The sequence below is a fragment of the Brevundimonas sp. P7753 genome (genome assembly GCF_013386595.1).
Taxonomy (GTDB): Bacteria; Pseudomonadota; Alphaproteobacteria; order Caulobacterales; family Caulobacteraceae; genus Brevundimonas; species Brevundimonas bullata.
Genome location: NZ_JACARP010000050.1, coordinates 1 through 17,689, shown reverse-complemented (window position 1 = coordinate 17,689; position 17,689 = coordinate 1). Strand labels below are relative to the sequence as shown.

At 67.5% G+C, this 17,689-nt stretch carries 19 protein-coding genes; 12 read left to right on the top strand and 7 right to left on the bottom strand.

What is annotated here, in order from left to right:
- Nucleotides 1-107 precede the first annotated feature (107 nt).
- Nucleotides 108-485, top strand: a complete 378-nt coding sequence (locus tag HX774_RS10840; RefSeq protein WP_178826702.1) for a VOC family protein — start codon at nucleotides 108-110, stop codon at nucleotides 483-485.
- Between the two features lie 150 nt (nucleotides 486-635).
- Here HX774_RS10840 and HX774_RS10835 read toward each other — a convergent pair whose 3' ends face one another.
- A complete protein-coding gene (locus tag HX774_RS10835; RefSeq protein WP_178826700.1) occupies nucleotides 636-1,784 on the bottom strand; it encodes an acyltransferase in 1,149 nt (382 codons plus the stop codon).
- Nucleotides 1,785-1,920: 136 nt separating this feature from the next.
- Between HX774_RS10835 and HX774_RS10830 the strand changes: the two genes are divergently transcribed.
- Nucleotides 1,921-2,778, top strand: a complete 858-nt coding sequence (locus tag HX774_RS10830) for a tetratricopeptide repeat protein (RefSeq protein WP_178826698.1) — start codon at nucleotides 1,921-1,923, stop codon at nucleotides 2,776-2,778.
- 7 nt (nucleotides 2,779-2,785) lie between these two features.
- Here the strand turns inward: HX774_RS10830 and folE are convergent, their stop codons facing one another.
- Nucleotides 2,786-3,373: a GTP cyclohydrolase I FolE gene (gene folE / locus HX774_RS10825; protein WP_114818776.1), complete on the bottom strand. Its 588-nt coding sequence runs from the start codon at nucleotides 3,371-3,373 to the stop codon at nucleotides 2,786-2,788.
- Nucleotides 3,374-3,523: 150 nt separating this feature from the next.
- On the opposite strand from folE, the gene fliQ reads away from it, so the two are divergent.
- The 4 genes from fliQ to cckA all read left to right on the top strand — a co-directional run bounded on the left by fliQ (nucleotide 3,524) and on the right by cckA (nucleotide 7,931).
- Nucleotides 3,524-3,790, top strand: a complete 267-nt coding sequence (fliQ, locus tag HX774_RS10820; protein ID WP_178826696.1) for a flagellar biosynthesis protein FliQ — start codon at nucleotides 3,524-3,526, stop codon at nucleotides 3,788-3,790.
- Nucleotides 3,791-3,795: 5 nt separating this feature from the next.
- Nucleotides 3,796-4,566 (top strand): flagellar biosynthetic protein FliR, encoded by a 771-nt coding sequence (gene fliR, locus HX774_RS10815; protein ID WP_178826694.1) that lies wholly within the window; start codon nucleotides 3,796-3,798, stop codon nucleotides 4,564-4,566.
- Entirely contained in the window at nucleotides 4,559-5,635 is a 1,077-nt protein-coding gene (gene flhB, locus HX774_RS10810) for a flagellar biosynthesis protein FlhB (RefSeq protein WP_114818779.1), read from the top strand. The genes fliR and flhB overlap by 8 nt, the downstream gene beginning before the upstream one ends.
- Nucleotides 5,636-5,900: 265 nt before the next feature.
- On the top strand, nucleotides 5,901-7,931 hold the full coding sequence (cckA, locus tag HX774_RS10805) for a cell cycle histidine kinase CckA (protein ID WP_218650381.1): 2,031 nt from the start codon (nucleotides 5,901-5,903) through the stop codon (nucleotides 7,929-7,931).
- A 744-nt stretch (nucleotides 7,932-8,675) separates the two neighbouring features.
- On the opposite strand, the gene HX774_RS10800 is transcribed toward cckA, so the two are convergent.
- Complete coding sequence (locus tag HX774_RS10800) at nucleotides 8,676-8,864, bottom strand: hypothetical protein (protein WP_178826692.1); 189 nt, start codon at nucleotides 8,862-8,864, stop codon at nucleotides 8,676-8,678.
- A gap of 194 nt (nucleotides 8,865-9,058) precedes the next feature.
- Here HX774_RS10800 and HX774_RS10795 point away from each other — a divergent pair, with 194 nt between their 5' ends.
- The 5 genes from HX774_RS10795 to HX774_RS10775 all read left to right on the top strand — a co-directional run bounded on the left by HX774_RS10795 (nucleotide 9,059) and on the right by HX774_RS10775 (nucleotide 14,545).
- Nucleotides 9,059-9,670 carry a superoxide dismutase gene (locus HX774_RS10795; protein WP_178826690.1) on the top strand — a complete coding sequence of 204 codons (612 nt, stop codon included), beginning with the start codon at nucleotides 9,059-9,061 and terminating at the stop codon, nucleotides 9,668-9,670.
- A 138-nt stretch (nucleotides 9,671-9,808) separates the two neighbouring features.
- Nucleotides 9,809-10,738, top strand: coding sequence for an MBL fold metallo-hydrolase (locus tag HX774_RS10790; RefSeq protein ID WP_178826688.1), 930 nt, complete (start codon nucleotides 9,809-9,811; stop codon nucleotides 10,736-10,738).
- A gap of 163 nt (nucleotides 10,739-10,901) precedes the next feature.
- On the top strand, nucleotides 10,902-11,519 hold the full coding sequence (rpsD, locus tag HX774_RS10785; protein ID WP_114818503.1) for a 30S ribosomal protein S4: 618 nt from the start codon (nucleotides 10,902-10,904) through the stop codon (nucleotides 11,517-11,519).
- A 140-nt stretch (nucleotides 11,520-11,659) separates the two neighbouring features.
- Nucleotides 11,660-12,049, top strand: coding sequence for a hypothetical protein (locus HX774_RS10780; protein WP_114818520.1), 390 nt, complete (start codon nucleotides 11,660-11,662; stop codon nucleotides 12,047-12,049).
- A 99-nt stretch (nucleotides 12,050-12,148) separates the two neighbouring features.
- Nucleotides 12,149-14,545, top strand: a complete 2,397-nt coding sequence (locus tag HX774_RS10775) for an EAL domain-containing protein (RefSeq protein ID WP_178826686.1) — start codon at nucleotides 12,149-12,151, stop codon at nucleotides 14,543-14,545.
- Here the strand turns inward: HX774_RS10775 and HX774_RS10770 are convergent.
- Nucleotides 14,500-15,630, bottom strand: coding sequence for an NADH:flavin oxidoreductase/NADH oxidase (locus HX774_RS10770; RefSeq protein ID WP_178826685.1), 1,131 nt, complete (start codon nucleotides 15,628-15,630; stop codon nucleotides 14,500-14,502). The genes HX774_RS10775 and HX774_RS10770 overlap by 46 nt on opposite strands.
- 266 nt (nucleotides 15,631-15,896) lie before the next feature.
- Here HX774_RS10770 and HX774_RS10765 point away from each other — a divergent pair, with 266 nt between their 5' ends.
- Nucleotides 15,897-16,280, top strand: a complete 384-nt coding sequence (locus HX774_RS10765; RefSeq protein WP_178826683.1) for a hypothetical protein — start codon at nucleotides 15,897-15,899, stop codon at nucleotides 16,278-16,280.
- A gap of 67 nt (nucleotides 16,281-16,347) precedes the next feature.
- Here HX774_RS10765 and HX774_RS10760 read toward each other — a convergent pair whose 3' ends face one another.
- From HX774_RS10760 to grxD, 3 genes are all read right to left on the bottom strand, one after another.
- Nucleotides 16,348-16,704 (bottom strand): endonuclease domain-containing protein, encoded by a 357-nt coding sequence (locus HX774_RS10760; RefSeq protein WP_178826681.1) that lies wholly within the window; start codon nucleotides 16,702-16,704, stop codon nucleotides 16,348-16,350.
- A gap of 96 nt (nucleotides 16,705-16,800) precedes the next feature.
- Nucleotides 16,801-17,226, bottom strand: a complete 426-nt coding sequence (locus tag HX774_RS10755) for a thioesterase family protein (RefSeq protein WP_114818508.1) — start codon at nucleotides 17,224-17,226, stop codon at nucleotides 16,801-16,803.
- Between the two features lie 5 nt (nucleotides 17,227-17,231).
- Nucleotides 17,232-17,600 (bottom strand): Grx4 family monothiol glutaredoxin, encoded by a 369-nt coding sequence (grxD, locus tag HX774_RS10750; protein ID WP_114818509.1) that lies wholly within the window; start codon nucleotides 17,598-17,600, stop codon nucleotides 17,232-17,234.
- Nucleotides 17,601-17,689: the final 89 nt, after the last annotated feature.

The window sequence follows — 17,689 nt, the reverse complement described above, 5'->3', positions numbered from 1 at the left end:
CTCGCCAGAAAGGGGCGCCGCGACGGGGTGTCAAATGAAACGGCGGTAATGTCGGCGGGATCGAACCGCCGCCGTCAACGCTTCTCTTCGCATCAGGGAGAGACATCATGCTCAAGGACAAGAATTCGTCAGCCATCGTCGCGGTGAAGGATCTGGATCGCGCCAAGACCTTCTATTCCGACGTCTTGGGGCTGAACCTGGCCGACACCTCGAACGAGGGGATGCTGGGCTATCGCACCGGAAACACCTGGCTGACGGTCTACCAGTCCGACTTCGCCGGGACCAATCAGGCCAACGCCGTCAGCTGGGACGTCGGGGTCGAGCTGGACAACATCGTCGCCGGGCTGAAGGCCAAGGGCGTCGCTTTTGAGCACTATGACGACATGGGCCGTCAGGGCGACATCCATGTCTGCGGTTCGATGCGACTGGCCTGGGTCAAGGACCCGGACGGCAACATCCTGCATCTGGTGGGTTCGTCGGGGTGAGATACATCCGCACCGTCATCCCGGGGCCGCGTAGCGGAACCCGGGACCCAGACGGTTGATCGTGCATGATGGCTTGCCGAGTGTGTCGAGCCGTCTGGGCCCCGGATCTCCCCTGCGGGTCGTCCGGGGTGACGGCATGAAGAAGGGCGTCTACCCCTCCAGCGAGACCACCGGCTCCTTGATCTCGGCGCGGGCGTGTCCCCGCTTCTTCAGCCAGGCGCGGATGCGCTTCTGGATCGGATTGTCGACGCCGTAGTGGAACAGGAAGGCGAAGACGAAGGCGGCGCCCACGCCCATGACCCACAGGACCCAGCGCCAGGCCTCGGCCAGACCCAGCTTGTTCGCCGTCGCCTCGGCCAGACCGAACCAGCCGATACGGACCACTTCGTTGGAGATGAACATGGCGAAGGAGACGACCGCCGCCTGTTCGACCAGCTTGGACGGCTTCGTGACCGGGACGGCGCCCGCGGCCAGGATGATGATCGAGATCAGGGTCAGCGAAATCAGGGCGTGCTTGTCGAAATACTGCACCATCGCCAGACCGACGGAGGCCAGCAGCAGGGCCCAGCCGGCGGCGCGCGGCTCGATCCAGATCCCTTGCGCGAACCAAGCCAGTCCCATGCCCAGGATGAACAGGGGCAGGGCGCGCCAGATGCCGAGGTTCAGCGGCATCTGATAGACGGGATAGTTGAGGATGGCCCAGCACAGCTCATTGGCCGCCAGATAGCCGACCACCACCAGCCCCAGCGCCAGCCACGGCCCGACCCGCGTCAGCCCGCGCAGCACCCAGGGAAAGGCCAGGTAGCAGCCCAGCAGGGCCGAGATCGACCAGCTGGGCGCGTTCCAGCCCAGACCGCCATAGACGCCGAACGACTGCACCAGGGCCGCCTGCGCCGGCAATTGATCCCAGGCGAACCATTCGGGGTGGGTCGGCGGCAGGCCGATGGCCGTGCCCAGCAACACCATGGCCACCAGCAGGCCCAGCATGATCAGATGGGCCGGAAACACCCGCAGCGACCGCTTCAGGAAGAAGTCGGTCTTCGACATCCGGCCGCCTGCGACCGAGGCGCCATAGACCCGCATCAGCACATAGCCGCTGTCTATCAGGAAGAAGTTGGTCAGCAGGAAGCCGCCCCGCTCGAACACCGGATGCACGCCCTCGGCCAGAGGAATGGGCGCCGAGGCCTGGAAATGATGCAGGATGATCAGCGACGCCACGATGAACCGCAGCGCGTCCAGCCACCCCCCGCGCATGATCGGCGGCGGCTCGTTATGAGACGAAAACACGCTCCAGCCCATGATGAGGCCTCCTTCGGGGCGAGACTCGCAAGAAGGGGGCCGTTGCGAACCGGCTGCCCTTCTCAAGCCTTGCTGCCCCAGGTTAGTATAACGGCGTGATTTCGGCGAAGTGGTCGTCGGAGAGCGCGGGGCGGACATGAAAAGCGTGACGATGAGGCGGGCGGCTTTGGCGGCGGCCTCGATCCTGATGGCGCTGGCTGCGCCGACGGCGACCGCTATGGCGCGCCAGGCGATCGCAACTCAGGCGGCGAACGAGGCCTCGACGCCCAGGGTAAGCGTCAACGTCGTGGACGGAGAGTTGTCGCGCCAGGAGCGACGCGACCTGCAACTGCTTGAGCGGGCCATGCGCGATGTTCAGGCACGCGGCTTCGCCGGTCTGGACCGACATCTTCCCGAACTTCGGCGCGCGCTCGACGGCGCGCCTGCGGCATATCTCCAGATGGAACAGCGCGGCAAGGGCGAGTGGATATTGCGCTCCGACGATCTCGGCGAGACCATGGTGCTGGCGACCGTCATCCAGTCGATGGCCGGGGGCGAGGGCCTTTCTGCGGTGACGGTGCGCCGCCAGCCGAACGTCTATCCCCTCATCGCCCTAATCCTGGGCAGCGAAGCGGTGGAACGTCGGCGTTTCGACGAGGCCGTCAAGGTTCTCGACCGCGGTCTGGCCTTGCAGGACGACGACTGGATGCTGCTGAAGGAAAAGGCGTCCGCGCTTCAATCGGGCGGGCGTCATGACGAGGCCCTGGCGGTTCTGGATCAGGCCCTGGCTTCGGATTCACTGCGCATCCTGATGAACGCCGGGCCGCTGCATCGCGGGCGCGGGTTCAGTCTGATCGAGCAGGGCCGCCTCAAGGACGCCCGCGCGGCCTATGACGAAGCGCTGGAGCTTGACCCGGAAGACGACCACGCCAAGCGCCAGCTCGCCTACCTCGACGGTCTGGAGGCCGGTCAGCCCCCTGTCGCGGGAAGCGTCATTCCGCCGCCCGCGACCTAGGGGCGGTTCAGCCCCGCACCAGCCGCAGGAACTCTTCCCGTGTGCGGGGGTCTTCGCGGACGGAGCCCAGCAGGCAACTGGTGGACAGGCTGGCGCCGGGGACGTCGACGCCGCGCATGGTCATGCAGCTGTGCTCGGCCTCAATGACCACGCCGACGCCCAGCGGGCGCAGCACGTCCTGGATGGCGTGGGCGATGTCCGAGGTCATCTTTTCCTGGATCTGCAGACGGCGCGCAAAGCCGCGCACCACGCGGGCCAGCTTGGAGATGCCGACAACGCGATCCGTGGGCAGGTAGCCGACGTGGGCCACGCCGACGACCGGCAGCATGTGGTGTTCGCAGAAGCTGACGAAGCGGATGTTCTTGAGCACCACCAGTTCGTCATAGCCGCCGACCTCCTGGAAGGTCTTTTCCAGATACTCGCGCGGCTCGACCTCATAGCCCTGGAACAGCTCGCGATAGGACTTGGCCACCCGCTTGGGCGTTTCGACCAGACCTTCGCGGTCGGGATTGTCGCCCGCCCACTGAATCAGGGTGCGAACGGCGGCTTCGGCTTCGGCCTGCGAGACGGTGGGTTTGTGCGCGTGGTCAGTCATAGCGTGTCCATATAGCCGGGCGCGGTGATCAATCCAGCCGTCAGATGGCCGTCGCCCGAAAATGGACTGTACGCTTGAGCGGACAGATTGGGTTTCCTAAACGGGCTGTTAACCATCCTGTCGGCATTTTCTGCCGAGTTCCCGGGAGTGGTGATGAACGGCGCGGAAGTTCTGGATGTTGGCCGTGACGCCATCTGGCTGACGATCCAGCTGTGCGCCCCCGTGCTTGTCGTCGGCCTGGTGGTCGGCGTGGTCATCGGTCTGTTTCAGGCCCTGACGCAGATTCAGGAGCAGACCCTGATCTATGCGCCCAAGATCATCGCCATCTTCGTCTCTCTGCTGCTGTTCCTGCCGCTGATGGGGGCGCTGCTGGGCGGCTTCATGCGCGAGATCGCCGCCCGCATCGCCGGGATGTAGGTCGCGTGGAGTCCTACGCCACCGCCGAACAGATCTGGGCCGGCGGGCTGATCTTCGCGCGGGTCGGCGCCATCCTGATGACCATTCCGGGTATCGGCGAGAGCTATGTGCCGCCGCGCGTGCGTCTGTCGCTGGCCCTGCTGCTGTCGCTGGTGATGTGGCCCCTGGTGGCCGGGACCCTGCCGGCCCTGCCGCCGACCCTTGGCGGCATGGTCGGCTGGATCATCCGCGAGGTGGCGACGGGTCTGGCCATCGGCATGATCCTGCGCAGCTTCATGACGGCCCTGGTCACGGCGGGCGAGATCATTTCGCAGCAGACGACCCTCGGCTTCGCCCAGACGGCCAACCCGCTTCAGGCCTCGCCCGGTTCGACCCTGTCGGCCTTTCTGATGCTGCTGGGGGTGACGCTGATCTTCGCCACCAACACCCACCACCTCTTCATCGCCGGCATCCTGGGCTCCTATGAGGCCATCTCCCCGGCCAAGCCGATGATCACGGCCGACTTCGCCGCCATGGCGGTCAAGACGGTGGGCCAGAGCTTCATGCTGGGGGTCCAGCTGTCGGCGCCGGTCCTGGTCTTCGCCCTGATCTTCAACCTGGCGTCGGGCCTGATCGCCCGGGTCATGCCGGCCTTTCAGGTCTATTTCGCCGCCGCCCCGCTCAGCGTCCTGCTGGGCCTTTCGATCTTCGCGCTGAGCCTCGGCGTGATGGGGACCATCTTCATCGACCGCTATCGCGCCCTGGCGCGGGTGTTCACGGGAGGGAGCCTTGGCTGAAGGTTCCGATCCCGAGTCGAAAACCGAAGAGGCCACCCCGCGAAAGCTTGAGGAGGCCCGAAAGAAGGGTGATGTCGCCAAGTCGCCGGACGTGGCGGCGGCCATGTCCCTGGCGGGGGCGACGGCGGTCCTGCTGATCGGCGGCGGCTATTTCTCGCGCCAGATGGCCGAGGACATGCTGCCCTTTCTGGCCGAGCCCCACGCCATGATCGGCGGCTTGCAGGCCGGCGCCGGGGTCGAGATCGGGATGCGCGCGGTCTGGGCCGTAACGCCGTTTCTGGCGGCGCTGATGCTGGCGGTCATCGTCGGCGGGGTGGGGGGCAACCTGGCCCAGTCGGGCTTCCTGTTCACCGCCGAGAAGATCAAGCCCAAGTGGTCGGCGGTCAGCCCCCTGTCGGGGTTCAAGCGCATCTTCGGCCCGGACGGCATCGTCCAGTTCATCAAGACCTTCCTCAAGCTGGTGGCCATCGGCGCCGTCTGCTGGTGGGTGCTGAAGCCGCACACGCGCGAGCTGGAGAACCTGGCCGCCATGAGCCCGGCCATGATCCTGCCTTTCGCCCGCGATCTGGCGGCGTCGCTGATGATCTCCGCCCTGATCTTCCTGGCCTTCACCGCCGGGGCCGACTTCATCTGGCAGAAGTTCCGCTTCGCCAAGCGGATGCGGATGACCAAGGAAGAGACCAAGGAAGACTACAAGCAGACCGAAGGCGACCCCCATGTGAAGGGCAAGCTGCGCCAGATCCGCATGCAGCGCAGCCGCCAGCGCATGATGCAGGCCGTGCCGAGCGCCACCGTCGTCATCACCAACCCGACCCACTATTCGGTGGCCCTGCGCTATGAGCCGGATCAGGGCGACGCCGCCCCCATCTGCGTCGCCAAGGGCGTGGACGCCGTGGCCTTCCGCATTCGCGAAATGGCGAAAGAGAACGGCGTCCCTGTCGTCGAAAACGTGCCCCTGGCCCGCGCCCTCTATGCGACGGTCGAGGTCGACGAGGTTATCCCGCGCGAGCATTTCGAGGCGGCGGCCAAGGTGATCGGCTTCGTCATGCAGGGCCGGAAACGGCGGTGAGGGGCGGGACCGAAGCGCTGCGCCTCTCCCTCCCCTTCATGGGGAGGGTGGCTGACGCGCAGCGTCAGACGGGTGGGGGCGGCATGGCTGATCAAGCGCTGCGTCCGTTTCGCCGCGCCCTCCCCACCCGGTCGCTGCGCGACCACCCTCCCCGAACGGGGAGGGAGAGGCGTCCCGTTATGGCGCAGGCCAGAGCTCCGATATGCTGACCACCACTGATTCGCGCGGGCAGGACGCCATGACGATTTCCCGGCCGAAAGCGACAATGACGCGTCGCCCGACCTTTGATCCCCTGCTGGTGGTGATGGCCCTGGGCTTCGCCCTGGCGGTTGCGGCCATGGTCTATCCGGCGTTTCGCGCCAACGCCTTCACGGCGCCGGGCCTGATCCTGATTGTCGCGGCGGGCGGCACGGCCCTGATCTGGCTGTTCGCCTTTGGCCGGGCCGAGGTGCGCCGCGCCCACGGCGACACGGCGGTCGAGATGCTGGACGCCATGGCCGAGCCCGCCGCCCTGGTCTGGCCGTCCGGTCAGGTCCTGGCCTACAACGCCGCCTGGGCCGAGGAGAACGGCGCCGTCACGGCGCTTCCGCGCGGCAAGTCGGCGCAAGCCCTCTACATGGCCTTCGCCCAGGCCCGCGAAGGTCATCAGGGCCGCGCCATCGTCCAGATCGGCGCGCGTGAGATCGAGGTCCTGATCGGTCAGGCGGGGCAGGGGCGTTTCCTGGTCCGCGCCGCGCCCGACGCCGTCCTGCCGGTGCCGCAGGCCGCCCCTGTCGCCGCCCCCGCCAAGGTCAGCGGCGAGGCCCGCGCCATGGCCGCCGGCGCCCCCTTCGGCTCCACCGTCATCGCCGGCGACGACCTGTTCGCGGGCAAGGCCGAGGATTCCAACGCGGCGCTGGCCGTCCTGACCGGCCCCGCCGCCTCGGGCGACGCCGCCTTCGGCCACCTGTTCGACCTGGCGGGCGTGACCGAGGCCAGGATCAAGCTGGCCGCCGGGTCGTCGGGTCCCATCGAGCTGGTGGCCCGCGCCTATCCCGACCGCCACCTGCACCTCTATGTCGCGCCGGAGGGCGACAAGCGCCGCGTCTGGCTGTTCGACGTCTCGTCGCAGAAGTCGATGGAGCTGCAGCTGTCGCAGGCCCAGAAGATGCAGGCCGTGGGCCAGCTGGCCGGCGGCGTGGCGCACGACTTCAACAACCTGCTGACCGCCATCCAGATGCAGCTGTCCGAGCTGCTGGAGCGTCATCCGGTCGGCGACCCCTCCTATGACGGCCTGAACCAGATCCGCCAGACCGGCATCCGCGCCGCCGATCTGGTGAGGAAGCTGCTGGCCTTCTCGCGCAAGTCCACGGTGCGGCGCGAGCGGCTGGACCTGGGCGAACTGGTCGGCGAGTTCGCCGTCCTGCTGCGCCGCCTGCTGCGCGAGGACGTCCGTCTGGAGACCGACTACGGCCGCGACATGCCCCTGGTCCTGGCCGACAAGAGCCAGCTGGAAACCGCCGTCATGAACCTGGCGGTCAACGCCCGCGACGCCATGCGCGGCGTGGTCGAGCCGGGCGCGGGGGTGGTGACGATCAAGACCCGTCGCCTGACCGAGGCCCAGGCCCGCGACCTGGGCTGGCGCGAGGCCTCGGGCGAAACCGCCCTGATCGAGGTGTCCGACACCGGCCCCGGCGTCCCGCCCGAACTGTTGGACAAGATCTTCGAGCCCTTCTTCACCACCAAGGCGGTCAACGAAGGCACCGGCATGGGCCTGGCCACCGTCTATGGCATCGTCCAGCAGGCGGGCGGCCATATCAGCGTCTCGAACATCGAGGGGGCCGGCGCCGCCTTCCGCATCTTCCTGCCCGCCGCCTCGGCCGAGGAACTGGTCGCCGCCCCGGTGGTCGAGAAGGCGGTCAAGGCCGCCCCGCGCGACCTGTCCGGCGCCGGCCGCATCCTGTTCGTCGAGGACGAGGCCGCCGTGCGCGGCATCGCCGCCCGCCTGCTGCGCCAGCGCGGCTATGAGGTGATCGAGGCCTGCGACGGCGAGGAGGCCCTGATCCTGGCCGAGGAATGGGCCGGTCAGATCGACATGATGATCTCCGACGTCATCATGCCGGGGCTGGACGGTCCGTCCCTGCTTCGGAAAGCGCGGCCCTTCCTCGGCGACGCCCCGGTCATGTTCATCTCGGGCTATGCCGAGAGCGACTTCTCGGACCTGTTGCAAGACGAGACCGGCGTCTCCTTCCTGCCCAAGCCCCTGGACATCAAGACCCTGGCCGAGCGGGTGAAACAGGAACTCCACGCGAGCTGACCCTCCTCCTTCCTCCCCATTTCATGGGGAGGGGGACCGCGCAGCGGTGGAGGGGGCGACGCAGCGGCTTGCCGATCTGAGCATCCCTCGGACAAGGCGGCTCCGCCCCCTCCGTCACGTCGCTTCGCGCCGCGCCACCTCCCCATGAAATGGGGAGGAAGGGGGCAGGCCGCTGGACATCAAGTTCTTGGCCGTGAAGCAGGACCTCCACACGGGCTGCTGACGCCACGCCGTCATCCCGGGGCTGCGCAGCAGAACCCGGGACCCAGGCGGTGGATTTCAAACCTCGCCTGCATCAGGTCCAGACGCCTGGGTCCCGGCTCTTCGCTACGCTACGGCCGGGATGACGGCGGGGGGGCTCTTGGGCGCGCGAGTCTGCTTTGGGGTCGGTAGTCATGTTCGCAAATCGACCCGTTGCGGACCTTAGTGGTGCTACGGCCGTCGGACCAACAGCACGACCAGGACAGACAAGGCCAGCGCAGCAAAGGCCAACATCATCACGCTATCTGTAAGAAACGGAAGAGCCGACGAGCCGTAGGCGATGACGAGCATAGCCCAGACCATCGCGAGGCCGCTTAGCCACGCCAGTTTCCGCTCGCCTAGCTTCGAAACCACAACTTCCGCCGCCTCTTGAAGATGATTGGTTGCGCAAACCGTATCTGGACTAACGTCTGCTTTCCACCCTAGCGGACATGCGCCGGAGCCGCTCTCGACCCTCAACCCTCTAGTGGCTGGAGCGTAGCCTCAAACCCTCAGATCAAAATGGCGCGGTTCGGCGCCGCGGCGTTCGCGGGCGGCGTCGTGCAGGGTGTCGGCCAGGTCGAGCAGCTGGTGGCGGCGCAGGCGCGGGATGATCTCCAGCAGTTGCAGCCTCAGGGTCTCGGCTTCGGCGTCGGTCAGGGGGGCGGACCGACGGGGGGAACGAGCAGGCATGGCGATCCTCCTTTCGGAAGGTCACGGGGGGAGGTGTCGGAGCGACCCTTGGGAAACAACTGTTTCGCCCATCCGGTTCCAGAACGGCCTTGTTGCGCGAAAAACTGAACAAACGTCGCCGCAGGGGCTTGGGTATGCAGCGCGCGGCCCTAGATAGGGGCCAGAAGAATCAAAACCGCCGAGAGGAACCTCCCATGGCCTTCGTCCTGCCCCCGCTGCCCTACGCCCACGACGCGCTGGAGCCCGTCATCGACAAGGAGACGATGAGCTTCCACTACGACAAGCACCATCAGACCTATGTCGACAATCTGAACAAGGCCGTGGCCGCTGCGGGCGTCGAAGGCCAGTCGTTCGACGAACTGTTCGCCAAGATGTCGACCCTGCCGGTCGCCGTCCGCAACAACGCCGGCGGCGTGTGGAACCACACCTTCTTCTGGGAAGGCCTGGCCCCCGTCGGCACGGGCGGCGAACCCTCGGCTGAGCTGGCGGCCGCCATCGACGCCGACCTGGGCGGCATGGACGCCTTCAAGGAGGCCTTCAACGCCGCCGGCCTGGGCCGCTTCGGTTCGGGCTGGGCATGGCTGATCGTGCAAGACGGCAAGCTGAAGATCATCTCGACGCCGAACCAGGACAACTCTCTGATGGACTTCGCCGAGGAGAAGGGCGCGCCCCTGCTCGTCGCCGACGTCTGGGAGCACGCCTACTACCTGAAGTACCAGAACCGCCGCGCCGAGTTCCTGGCCGCCTTCTGGTCCATCGTGAACTGGAACAAGGTCAACGAACTCTTCGCCGCCGCCAAGGGCTGAAACGCCCGGCTATCGGCCTGATCCTGCGGCCGCCGTCCCTGACCGGGGCGGCGGCCGTTTCTTTTGGCGGCGCCGGTTGCGGGCGGTGCGGGGCGTCCCATCTCAAGTCCTGCTGCAACGCTTTGCTTGAGGGCCTCCATGATCCGTTCCGCCTCCCTGATCACCCTGGCCGCCCTCGCGGCCGCTCTGACGGCCTGTTCGCCGCCGGCCGACAAGACCCCGGCCGCCGACGCCTCGGCTGCGGCCACGACCGTCGCCGCCAGCCCCGACGTGCATCCCTTCACCATCGGCGCCCTGCAAGCCTACGCCCTGCGCGACGGGCGGCTGACGGTTCCGAACGACAGCAAGACCCTGGGCGTCGGTCGAACCCAGGCCGAGGTTTCCGCCGTCCTGACCGCCGCCGGCCTGTCGGCGGACAAGATCGACCTCGACATCCAGCCGCTGCTGGTCCGCGACGGCGAGCGGGTCGTGCTGTTCGACACCGGCGCCGGCGGCCAGATGGGCACGGAGGGCAAGTTGCTCGCCTCGCTGCGCGCGGCGGGCGTCGAGCCGGCCCAAGTCACCGACATCCTGATCTCGCACGGCCACGGCGACCACGTCGGCGGGCTGCTGGATGCGTCGGGCGCCCTGATCTTCCCCAACGCCGCCGTCCGCATGACGGCGGCCGAATGGGCGGCCTTGAAGGCGAACAAGAACATGGCCGCCCTGGTCGCCGGGATTACGCCCAAGGTGCAGACCTTCCAGCCGGGCGCTCAGGTCCTTCCGAACATCCTGGCCGTCGCCGTGAACGGCCACACGCCGGGCCACACCGCCTATGAGATCACCTCCGGCGGCCAGAGCCTGCTCTATATCGGCGACACAGCGCACCACTCGGTGATCTCGGTGCAGCAGCCCGACTGGACCATCGCCTTCGACGGCGACGCTCCGACCGCCCAGGCCAGCCGCAAGGCCTTGCTGCAAGGCGCCGCCGAGCGGAACACGCGAATCTACGCCGTCCACTTCCCCTGGCCGGGCCTGGGCCGCGTGACCAAACAGGGCGAGACCCTGGTCTGGACCCCCGAGTCCTGAGCCCCGACGTTGACTCCGGGAGGGCGGGCCTTCATAAGCCCGCTCTTCTCGCATCGGGTTCCGGCCCGAGGCGCAGATTGACTACGGACGATGCGTGGACCGCCGTTGAGATCGCCGCTCCAATCGGGGAGGGGCCGGGCCGCATCAGCATGAAGAGTGACTTATGTCCAAGCGCCATAGCGCCAAGTACAAACTCGATCGGGTCATGGGTGAAAACCTGTGGGGCCGCGCCAAGTCTCCGGTTAACAAGCGCTCGTACGGCCCCGGCCAGCACGGTCAGCGCCGCAAGTCGAAAGTCTCGGACTTCGGCCTGCAACTGAAGGCCAAGCAGAAGCTCAAGGGCTACTACGGCAACATCACCGAGAAGCAATTCTCGGCCATTTATGATGAAGCCGGCCGCCGCAAGGGCAACACCTCGGAAAACCTGATCGGCCTGCTGGAATCGCGTCTGGACGCCATCGTCTACCGCGCCAAGTTCGTCCCGACCGTCTGGGCCGCTCGCCAGTTCGTCAGCCACGGCCACGTGACCGTCGACGGCAAGAAGGTCGACATCGGTTCGTACCGCGTCAAGCCGGGCCAAGTCGTCGAGATCAAGGAAAAGTCGCGCCACATGGCTCTGGTGCTCGAAGCCCAGCAGTCGTCGGAACGCGATGTGCCTGATTACCTGGAACAGGGTGATCGCGGCTTCTCGGTCCGTTACGTCCGCGTGCCGGAACTGTCCGACGTGCCGTACCCGGTCAAGATGGAACCGAACCTGGTCGTCGAATACTACTCGTCCTGATTTCAGGCGTTCGACGATAGAGTTGATGGAAGCCCCGGTGCGAACCGGGGCTTCTTTCTTATTCAGCATCCGCTGTTCCCTTGGGGAGGGAAGCAGCGCATTCTGACCGGGTGGACCATGATCCGCCCCGGAAGGCCGAGATGAGACGAACCACCGCCCTTTGCGCCATCGCCGCCGTCGCCGTCCTGGCGGGGGCTTGCGCTTCGACCGGCGCGGTGTCGACCGCAGGCATGCCCGGCCAGCTGGAGCCGATCCACGCGGCGGCCTTCACCCGCGATGTCGCGGTCTTCTGGGTCAGCTCGAACGGCTGCACCAGCAAGGCGGACGTCAAACCCTTCATCACCCGCCTGCGCGACAGCGCCGTCATCACCCTGCGCCGCGTCGATGAGGACCGCTGTTCGGACGTCAAGTCCGAGGGCGTGCAGTTGCAGTGGACCTTTGAGGAGCTGGGGCTGGAGCCGGGTTCCGAGGTCTTGGTCAACAACCCCTATATGATGCGCCCGGACGCCAAGGCGAACGAGGCGTCCTGATCCGGCGCAAGGCTTCGTTAGCCATGACGGAGGACGGCGGGTTAAGAATTGGGCGGCTAGACACCCGATCCCCCCTGTCGCGTTCTCCGTTCGGATTTCATGCGTATCGTCGATTGTTTGGCCACCGCCCATAACCTGGCGCTGGTCGCCCTGGCCACGCTTGTCTGCGTGCTGGGCAGCTGGATCACCATCAGCCTGTTGAAGCGGGTCCGCAGCACGCGGGCCGGCGCGCGCGCCGCCTGGATATTCCTGGGCGCGGTGGCGGGCGGCGCCACGGTCTGGTGCACCCACTTCGTCGCCATGATCGCCTATGAGCCGGGGATCGCCATCGCCTATGAGCCGGGTCTGACGGGCCTGTCGCTGCTGGTCGCCATCCTCGGCTCGGGGGCGGCCCAGCTGCTGGTCGCGCAACGTTTTCCGGGCTCAGGTCTGGCAGGCGGTCTGACGTTCGGCGCGAGCGTGGCCGCCATGCACTTCATCGGCATGGGGGCCTTCGCCGTGGACGCCGTGATCCAATGGTCAGTCCCCTATGTGGTCGTCGCCGTAGTCGGCTCGCTGCTGTTCGGGGCCCTGGCCTTCAAGGCGGACAAGCTGTGGCCGACGGCCAAGGGGCGCTGGCTGGCGGTCCTGTTTATGGTTCTGGGCATCGTGGTCCTGCACTTCACGGCCATGTCGGCCATGACCATCCTGCCGTTCGCGCCGCTGGACGGCGCGCTGACGGGCGACGACGCCAAGAACATTCTCGCCATCGGCGTGGCGGGCGTGGGCCTGCTGGTCCTGGGCGCCGGCGCCGCCAGCTATGCGCTGGACCATCAGTCGCGCGGCCAGGCTGAAATCCGCCTGCAACACCTGATCGAGGGCGGCGTGGACGGCATGGCGGTCGAGCGCGACGGCGTCATCGTCGGCGTGAACAGCGTCCTGCTGACGCTGGTGGGCCTGGAGCGCGAGGCCGTGATCGGCCAGAGCCTGTCGCGCTGGGCCGAGGACGTCGCGCGTCTGGTCGACGGGGACATGGTCCAGTCGTCGCTGTCCACCGCCTCGGGCGAGGTCCTGCCGATCGAACTGTCGGCCAAGCGCGACCACGCCAGCGAGGGCCACGTCATGCTCTACGCCGTGCGCGACCTGCGCGCCCGTCAGGCCCAGGAGCGCCGCATCGCCCATCTGGCGCGCAACGACAGCCTGACCGGCCTGCCCAACCGCGCCTCCTTCCTGGAGCGGCTCAGCCGCCAGACGGCGACCATCAGGCCGGGCCAGACCCTGGCCCTGTTCGCCCTGGACCTGAACCGCTTCAAGGAGGTCAACGACCTGTACGGCCACGCCGTCGGCGACCAGCTGCTGTGTCGCATCTCGGACCAACTGCGCGATGCGCTGAGGGACGGCGAGTTCGTCGCCCGGCAAGGCGGCGACGAGTTCGTGGCCATGGCGCCGGTGGCGTCGCAGGCCGAGGCCCTGGCCGTGGCCCAGCGCCTGCGCGCGGCCATCATCCAGCCGGTCAACATCGAACACGCCGACCTGTCCTGCGGCGCCAGCATCGGCGTCTCGCTGTGGCCCCAGGACGCCGACGACCTGTCGACCCTGATCAACAACGCCGACCTGGCCATGTACCGGGCCAAGGGGTCGCTGACGGTCGATATCTGCTTCTATGAGGCGGATATGGATCAGGCCGTGCGCGCGCGGCGCCGCGTCACCCAGGCCCTGCGCGAGGCCCTGGATAACGAGCAGTTCGAGCTGCACTATCAGGTCCAGGCCTCGGTCGAGACCGGCAAGGCCACCGGCTACGAGGTCCTGCTGCGCTGGAAGGACGAGAGCGGCCGCAACATCCCGCCGTCGGACTTCATCCCCGTGGCCGAGGAGACCGGCCTGATCCTGCCGATCGGCGAATGGGTGCTGCGTCAGGCCTGCAAGCAGGCCGCCGCCTGGGCCGAGCCGCACCGGATCGCGGTCAACCTGTCGCCGGTGCAGCTGGGCCATGTGGATCTGCCGCGTCTGGTGCATCAGGTCCTGCTGGAGACGGGTCTGGCCCCCTCGCGGCTGGAGCTGGAGATCACCGAGACGGCCATGATCAGCGACATGGAGCGCACCACCCACGTCCTGCGTCAGCTGAAGGCGCTCGGCGTCACCATCGCCATGGACGACTTCGGCACCGGCTATTCCTCGCTGTCGACCCTGCGGGCCTTCCCCTTTGACAAGATCAAGCTGGACCGCTCCTTCATGACCGAGCTGGACGGCGCCGGGCCGCAGTCGCGGGCCATCATCCGCGCCGTCCTGACCATCGGCGAGAGCCTGGCCATCCCGGTCCTGGCCGAGGGCGTCGAAACCGCAGAGCAACTGGCCTTCCTGCGTGCGCAGGGCTGCAACGAGGTCCAGGGCTATCTGCTGGGCCGGCCCCAGCCGGAAGCCGACGCCTTGTCGAACGGCGCCGCCGTGATCGCGGCGACGCCGTTGAAGGGTCAGGCCGCGACGGACCCGTCAGCCAAGGCCCGCGCCGTCGCATAGCCGGGCCAGTGGGCCGCCCCGGCCCGTTCGTACTGGACCGGCAGGCCTTCCGGCTGGCCCAGGGCGACGGCGGCGTGGTGGCCCCAGTTGGGATCGTCCAGCACCGCGCGGGCGACGGCGATCAGGTCGGCCTTGCCTTGGGTCAGCAGGTCCTCGGCCTGTTGCGGGCTGACGATCATGCCCACCGCCATGACATTGGCCTCAGGCGTCGCCGCCTTGACCGCCTCGGCGAAGGCGACTTGATAATTGGGCTGGTCGCCGGGGATGCGGGCCGTGGCGACATTGCCGCCGCTGGTCAGGTGCAGATAGTCGTAGCCCATGGCGTGCAGGGCCTGACCAAAGACGGCGGCCTCGTCCGGGGTGATGCCGCCCTCGGTCCAGTCCGAACCGTTGAAGCGCACGCCCAGAGCCTTGGTCCGGGGCCAGGCGTCGCGCAGGGCCTGGGCTGCCCGCAGCGGGAAACGCATCCGGTTCTCCAGCGACCCGCCGAACGCATCCGTCCGCTCGTTCGACAGCGGCGACAGGAACTGGGTCAGCAGATAGCCGTGGGCGGCGTGCAGCTCGACCAGATCGAACCCGGCCCGGTCGGCGCGTTTGGCGGACTCGACAAAGGCTTCCACCACCCGGTCCATGCCCGCCTGATCCAGGGCCGTCGGCGTGTGCCAGTCGGCCTTGAAGGGCTGGGCCGAGGCCGAGAACGTCTCCCAGGCCTTGTCGGCGGGGGCGGGGCCGCCCCGGTCGATCCACGGCGGATTGGTCGAGGCCTTGCGCCCCGCGTGGCCCAGCTGGATGCCGATGGGTGTGTCGGAATAGGTGCGGATGTCGCGGATGATCTTGGCGAAGGCGGCTTCCTGTTCGTCGTTCCACAGGCCGGTGTCGGCCCAGGAGATGCGCCCCGCCGCCTCGACGCCGGTGGCCTCGATCACCACCAGGCCGGCGCCTGACAGGGCCATGCGACCGATGTGCTGGGCGTGCCAGGGTTGGGGCACGCCGTCCACGGCCGAGTACTGGCACATGGGGGCGACGACGATGCGGTTCTTCAGCGTCAGCGGCCCGACGGCGCGCGGGGTGAACAGCAGGCTCATGAGGGATCTTTCGATGGTCGGGGGAGGAGGGCGACACAGTAGCTATGACTGTGGCGGTTTCGTTCAAGCCCACCCTTTCCGATTATTCACGTGATCCCGCACGGTGACGCTGGCAGTTTGCGGCCAGCCAATAAGGAAGTCCCCCATGCGCCGTCTCATCATCGCTCTCGCCGTCGCCGCCCCCCTGCTGTCGGGCTGCATCATCATCGCCAGCGAGAAGCCGACCACCCGCGTCATCCACTCGTCGCCTGCCGAGGCCAACTGACATGCGTCTTCTCCCCGCGCTCGCCGCCGCCGCCCTGCTGCCGCTGCTGGGCGGTTGCGTCATCTATTCGAACGAGGGCGGGGAGAAGGTCTCGGTCATGTCCGACCGCGTCGCCGTTGAGACCGAGACCTTGGAAGCCGTCCGCAAGGTGGATTTCGACGGCCAGCGCCTGAACGTCGTGGTCGGCTCCAACGGCTGCACCGAGGCCTCCAGCTTCGAGGTCAAGATCAAGGACGGCGACCCCGCCGAACTCAGCCTGACCCGCCGCACCCCCGACCTGTGCCGCGCCATCGTCCGCGAAGGCGTCACGGTCAGCTGGACCTACGCCGAACTGGGCCTGACCCCCGGCGCGGCGGTTCGTGTGCTGAACCCGATCAGTTTGTAGTCAAAAGCCAAGTCTTTCCTCCCCACTTCGTGGGGAGGGGGACCGCGTAGCGGTGGAGGGGGCGGCGCTACGCCTGCCGTTTGAGCGCTGCGTTCCTGATCGCGTTCAAAATACCCTCGACATCGTCTCGCACGTCGCAGGACGCAACGCGTAGAACTGAGATGCCCTTGGTTGCCAGCCAGGCCGTGCGGCGCCCGTCGTGGCGCACCTGATCCGCGTCGCCGTGGATCAGGCCGTCGACTTCGATGGCCAACGCCAGTTCGGCGCAATAGAAATCAAGGATGTAGGGACCGACAGGGTGCTGGCGACGGAACGTCAGTCCTTCGAGCTTGCGCCCTTTCAACTGCGCCCACAGTTGGGCTTCCGGCGGCGTCAACGCGCGTCGCATCGTGCGCGCACGCTCGTGACTTATGCTGTCGGCCATGGCGTCGCCCCCTCCACCACTTGGCTGCTACGCGCCGCCCTTCGGGTCGTGGTCCCCCTCCCCATTGCTGCGCAACAGGGAGGAAAGGGCAAGTCGCTAAGCCGAAAACGGCCCCAGCATCTCCGCCGGTATGCGGGCGGGGCGCAGGGTTTCGGCGTCGACCAGGCACCATTCCGACAGGCCTTGCGCGCACAGGCGGCCTTCGCCGTCCTCGATGCGGACATAGCGATTGAAGCGCGGGCCTTGCGGGTCGCCGACCCAGGTGCGGGCGACGACGCCGACTGAGCCGGGTGCAATGCCGCGCAGGTAGTCGATCTCGTGCCTCAGGGCGACCCAGGACCATTTCGCCCGCGTCGCCTCGTCGAAGCGCGCGTTCCAGTGGGCCGTGCCGACGTCCTGCAGCCAGCCGACATAGACGACGTTGTTGACGTGGTTGTTCTCGTCGATGTGCTCCGGCCGCACGTCCAGAGGGACGACGAAGACCTCGCGGTCTTCACGCGGTTGCAGCTGCGGCCGGGCCATAGAGCTTAGGCCTCGCCGAGGGGCACGCCCTTCTCGACCATAAGGGCCTGCAGTTCGCCGGCCTGGAACATCTCGCGCACGATGTCCGAGCCGCCGACGAACTCGCCCTTGACGTAGAGCTGGGGGATGGTCGGCCAGTCGGTGAAGCTCTTGATGCCGTCGCGAAGGCTCTCGTCCTGAAGCACGTCGACGCCGACGAAGGCCGCGCCCACGTGGTCGAGGATCTGCACCGCCAGCGAGGAGAAGCCGCAGCGCGGCGCGTCCGGCGTGCCCTTCATGAACAGGACCACGTCATGTTCGGCGACGGTCTGGGCGATGAAGGCGTGGACGGGGTCGGCGGCGGCGCCAACGGGGGCGGTCGTTTGATCGGTCACGGTAAGGGGCCTTTCAGAGAAGCCCGTCAGCTAGGCGCCCAATGGGGCCGGGTCAAGGCCGGGGCCTGACTTCTCCCTCCCCGTTCGGG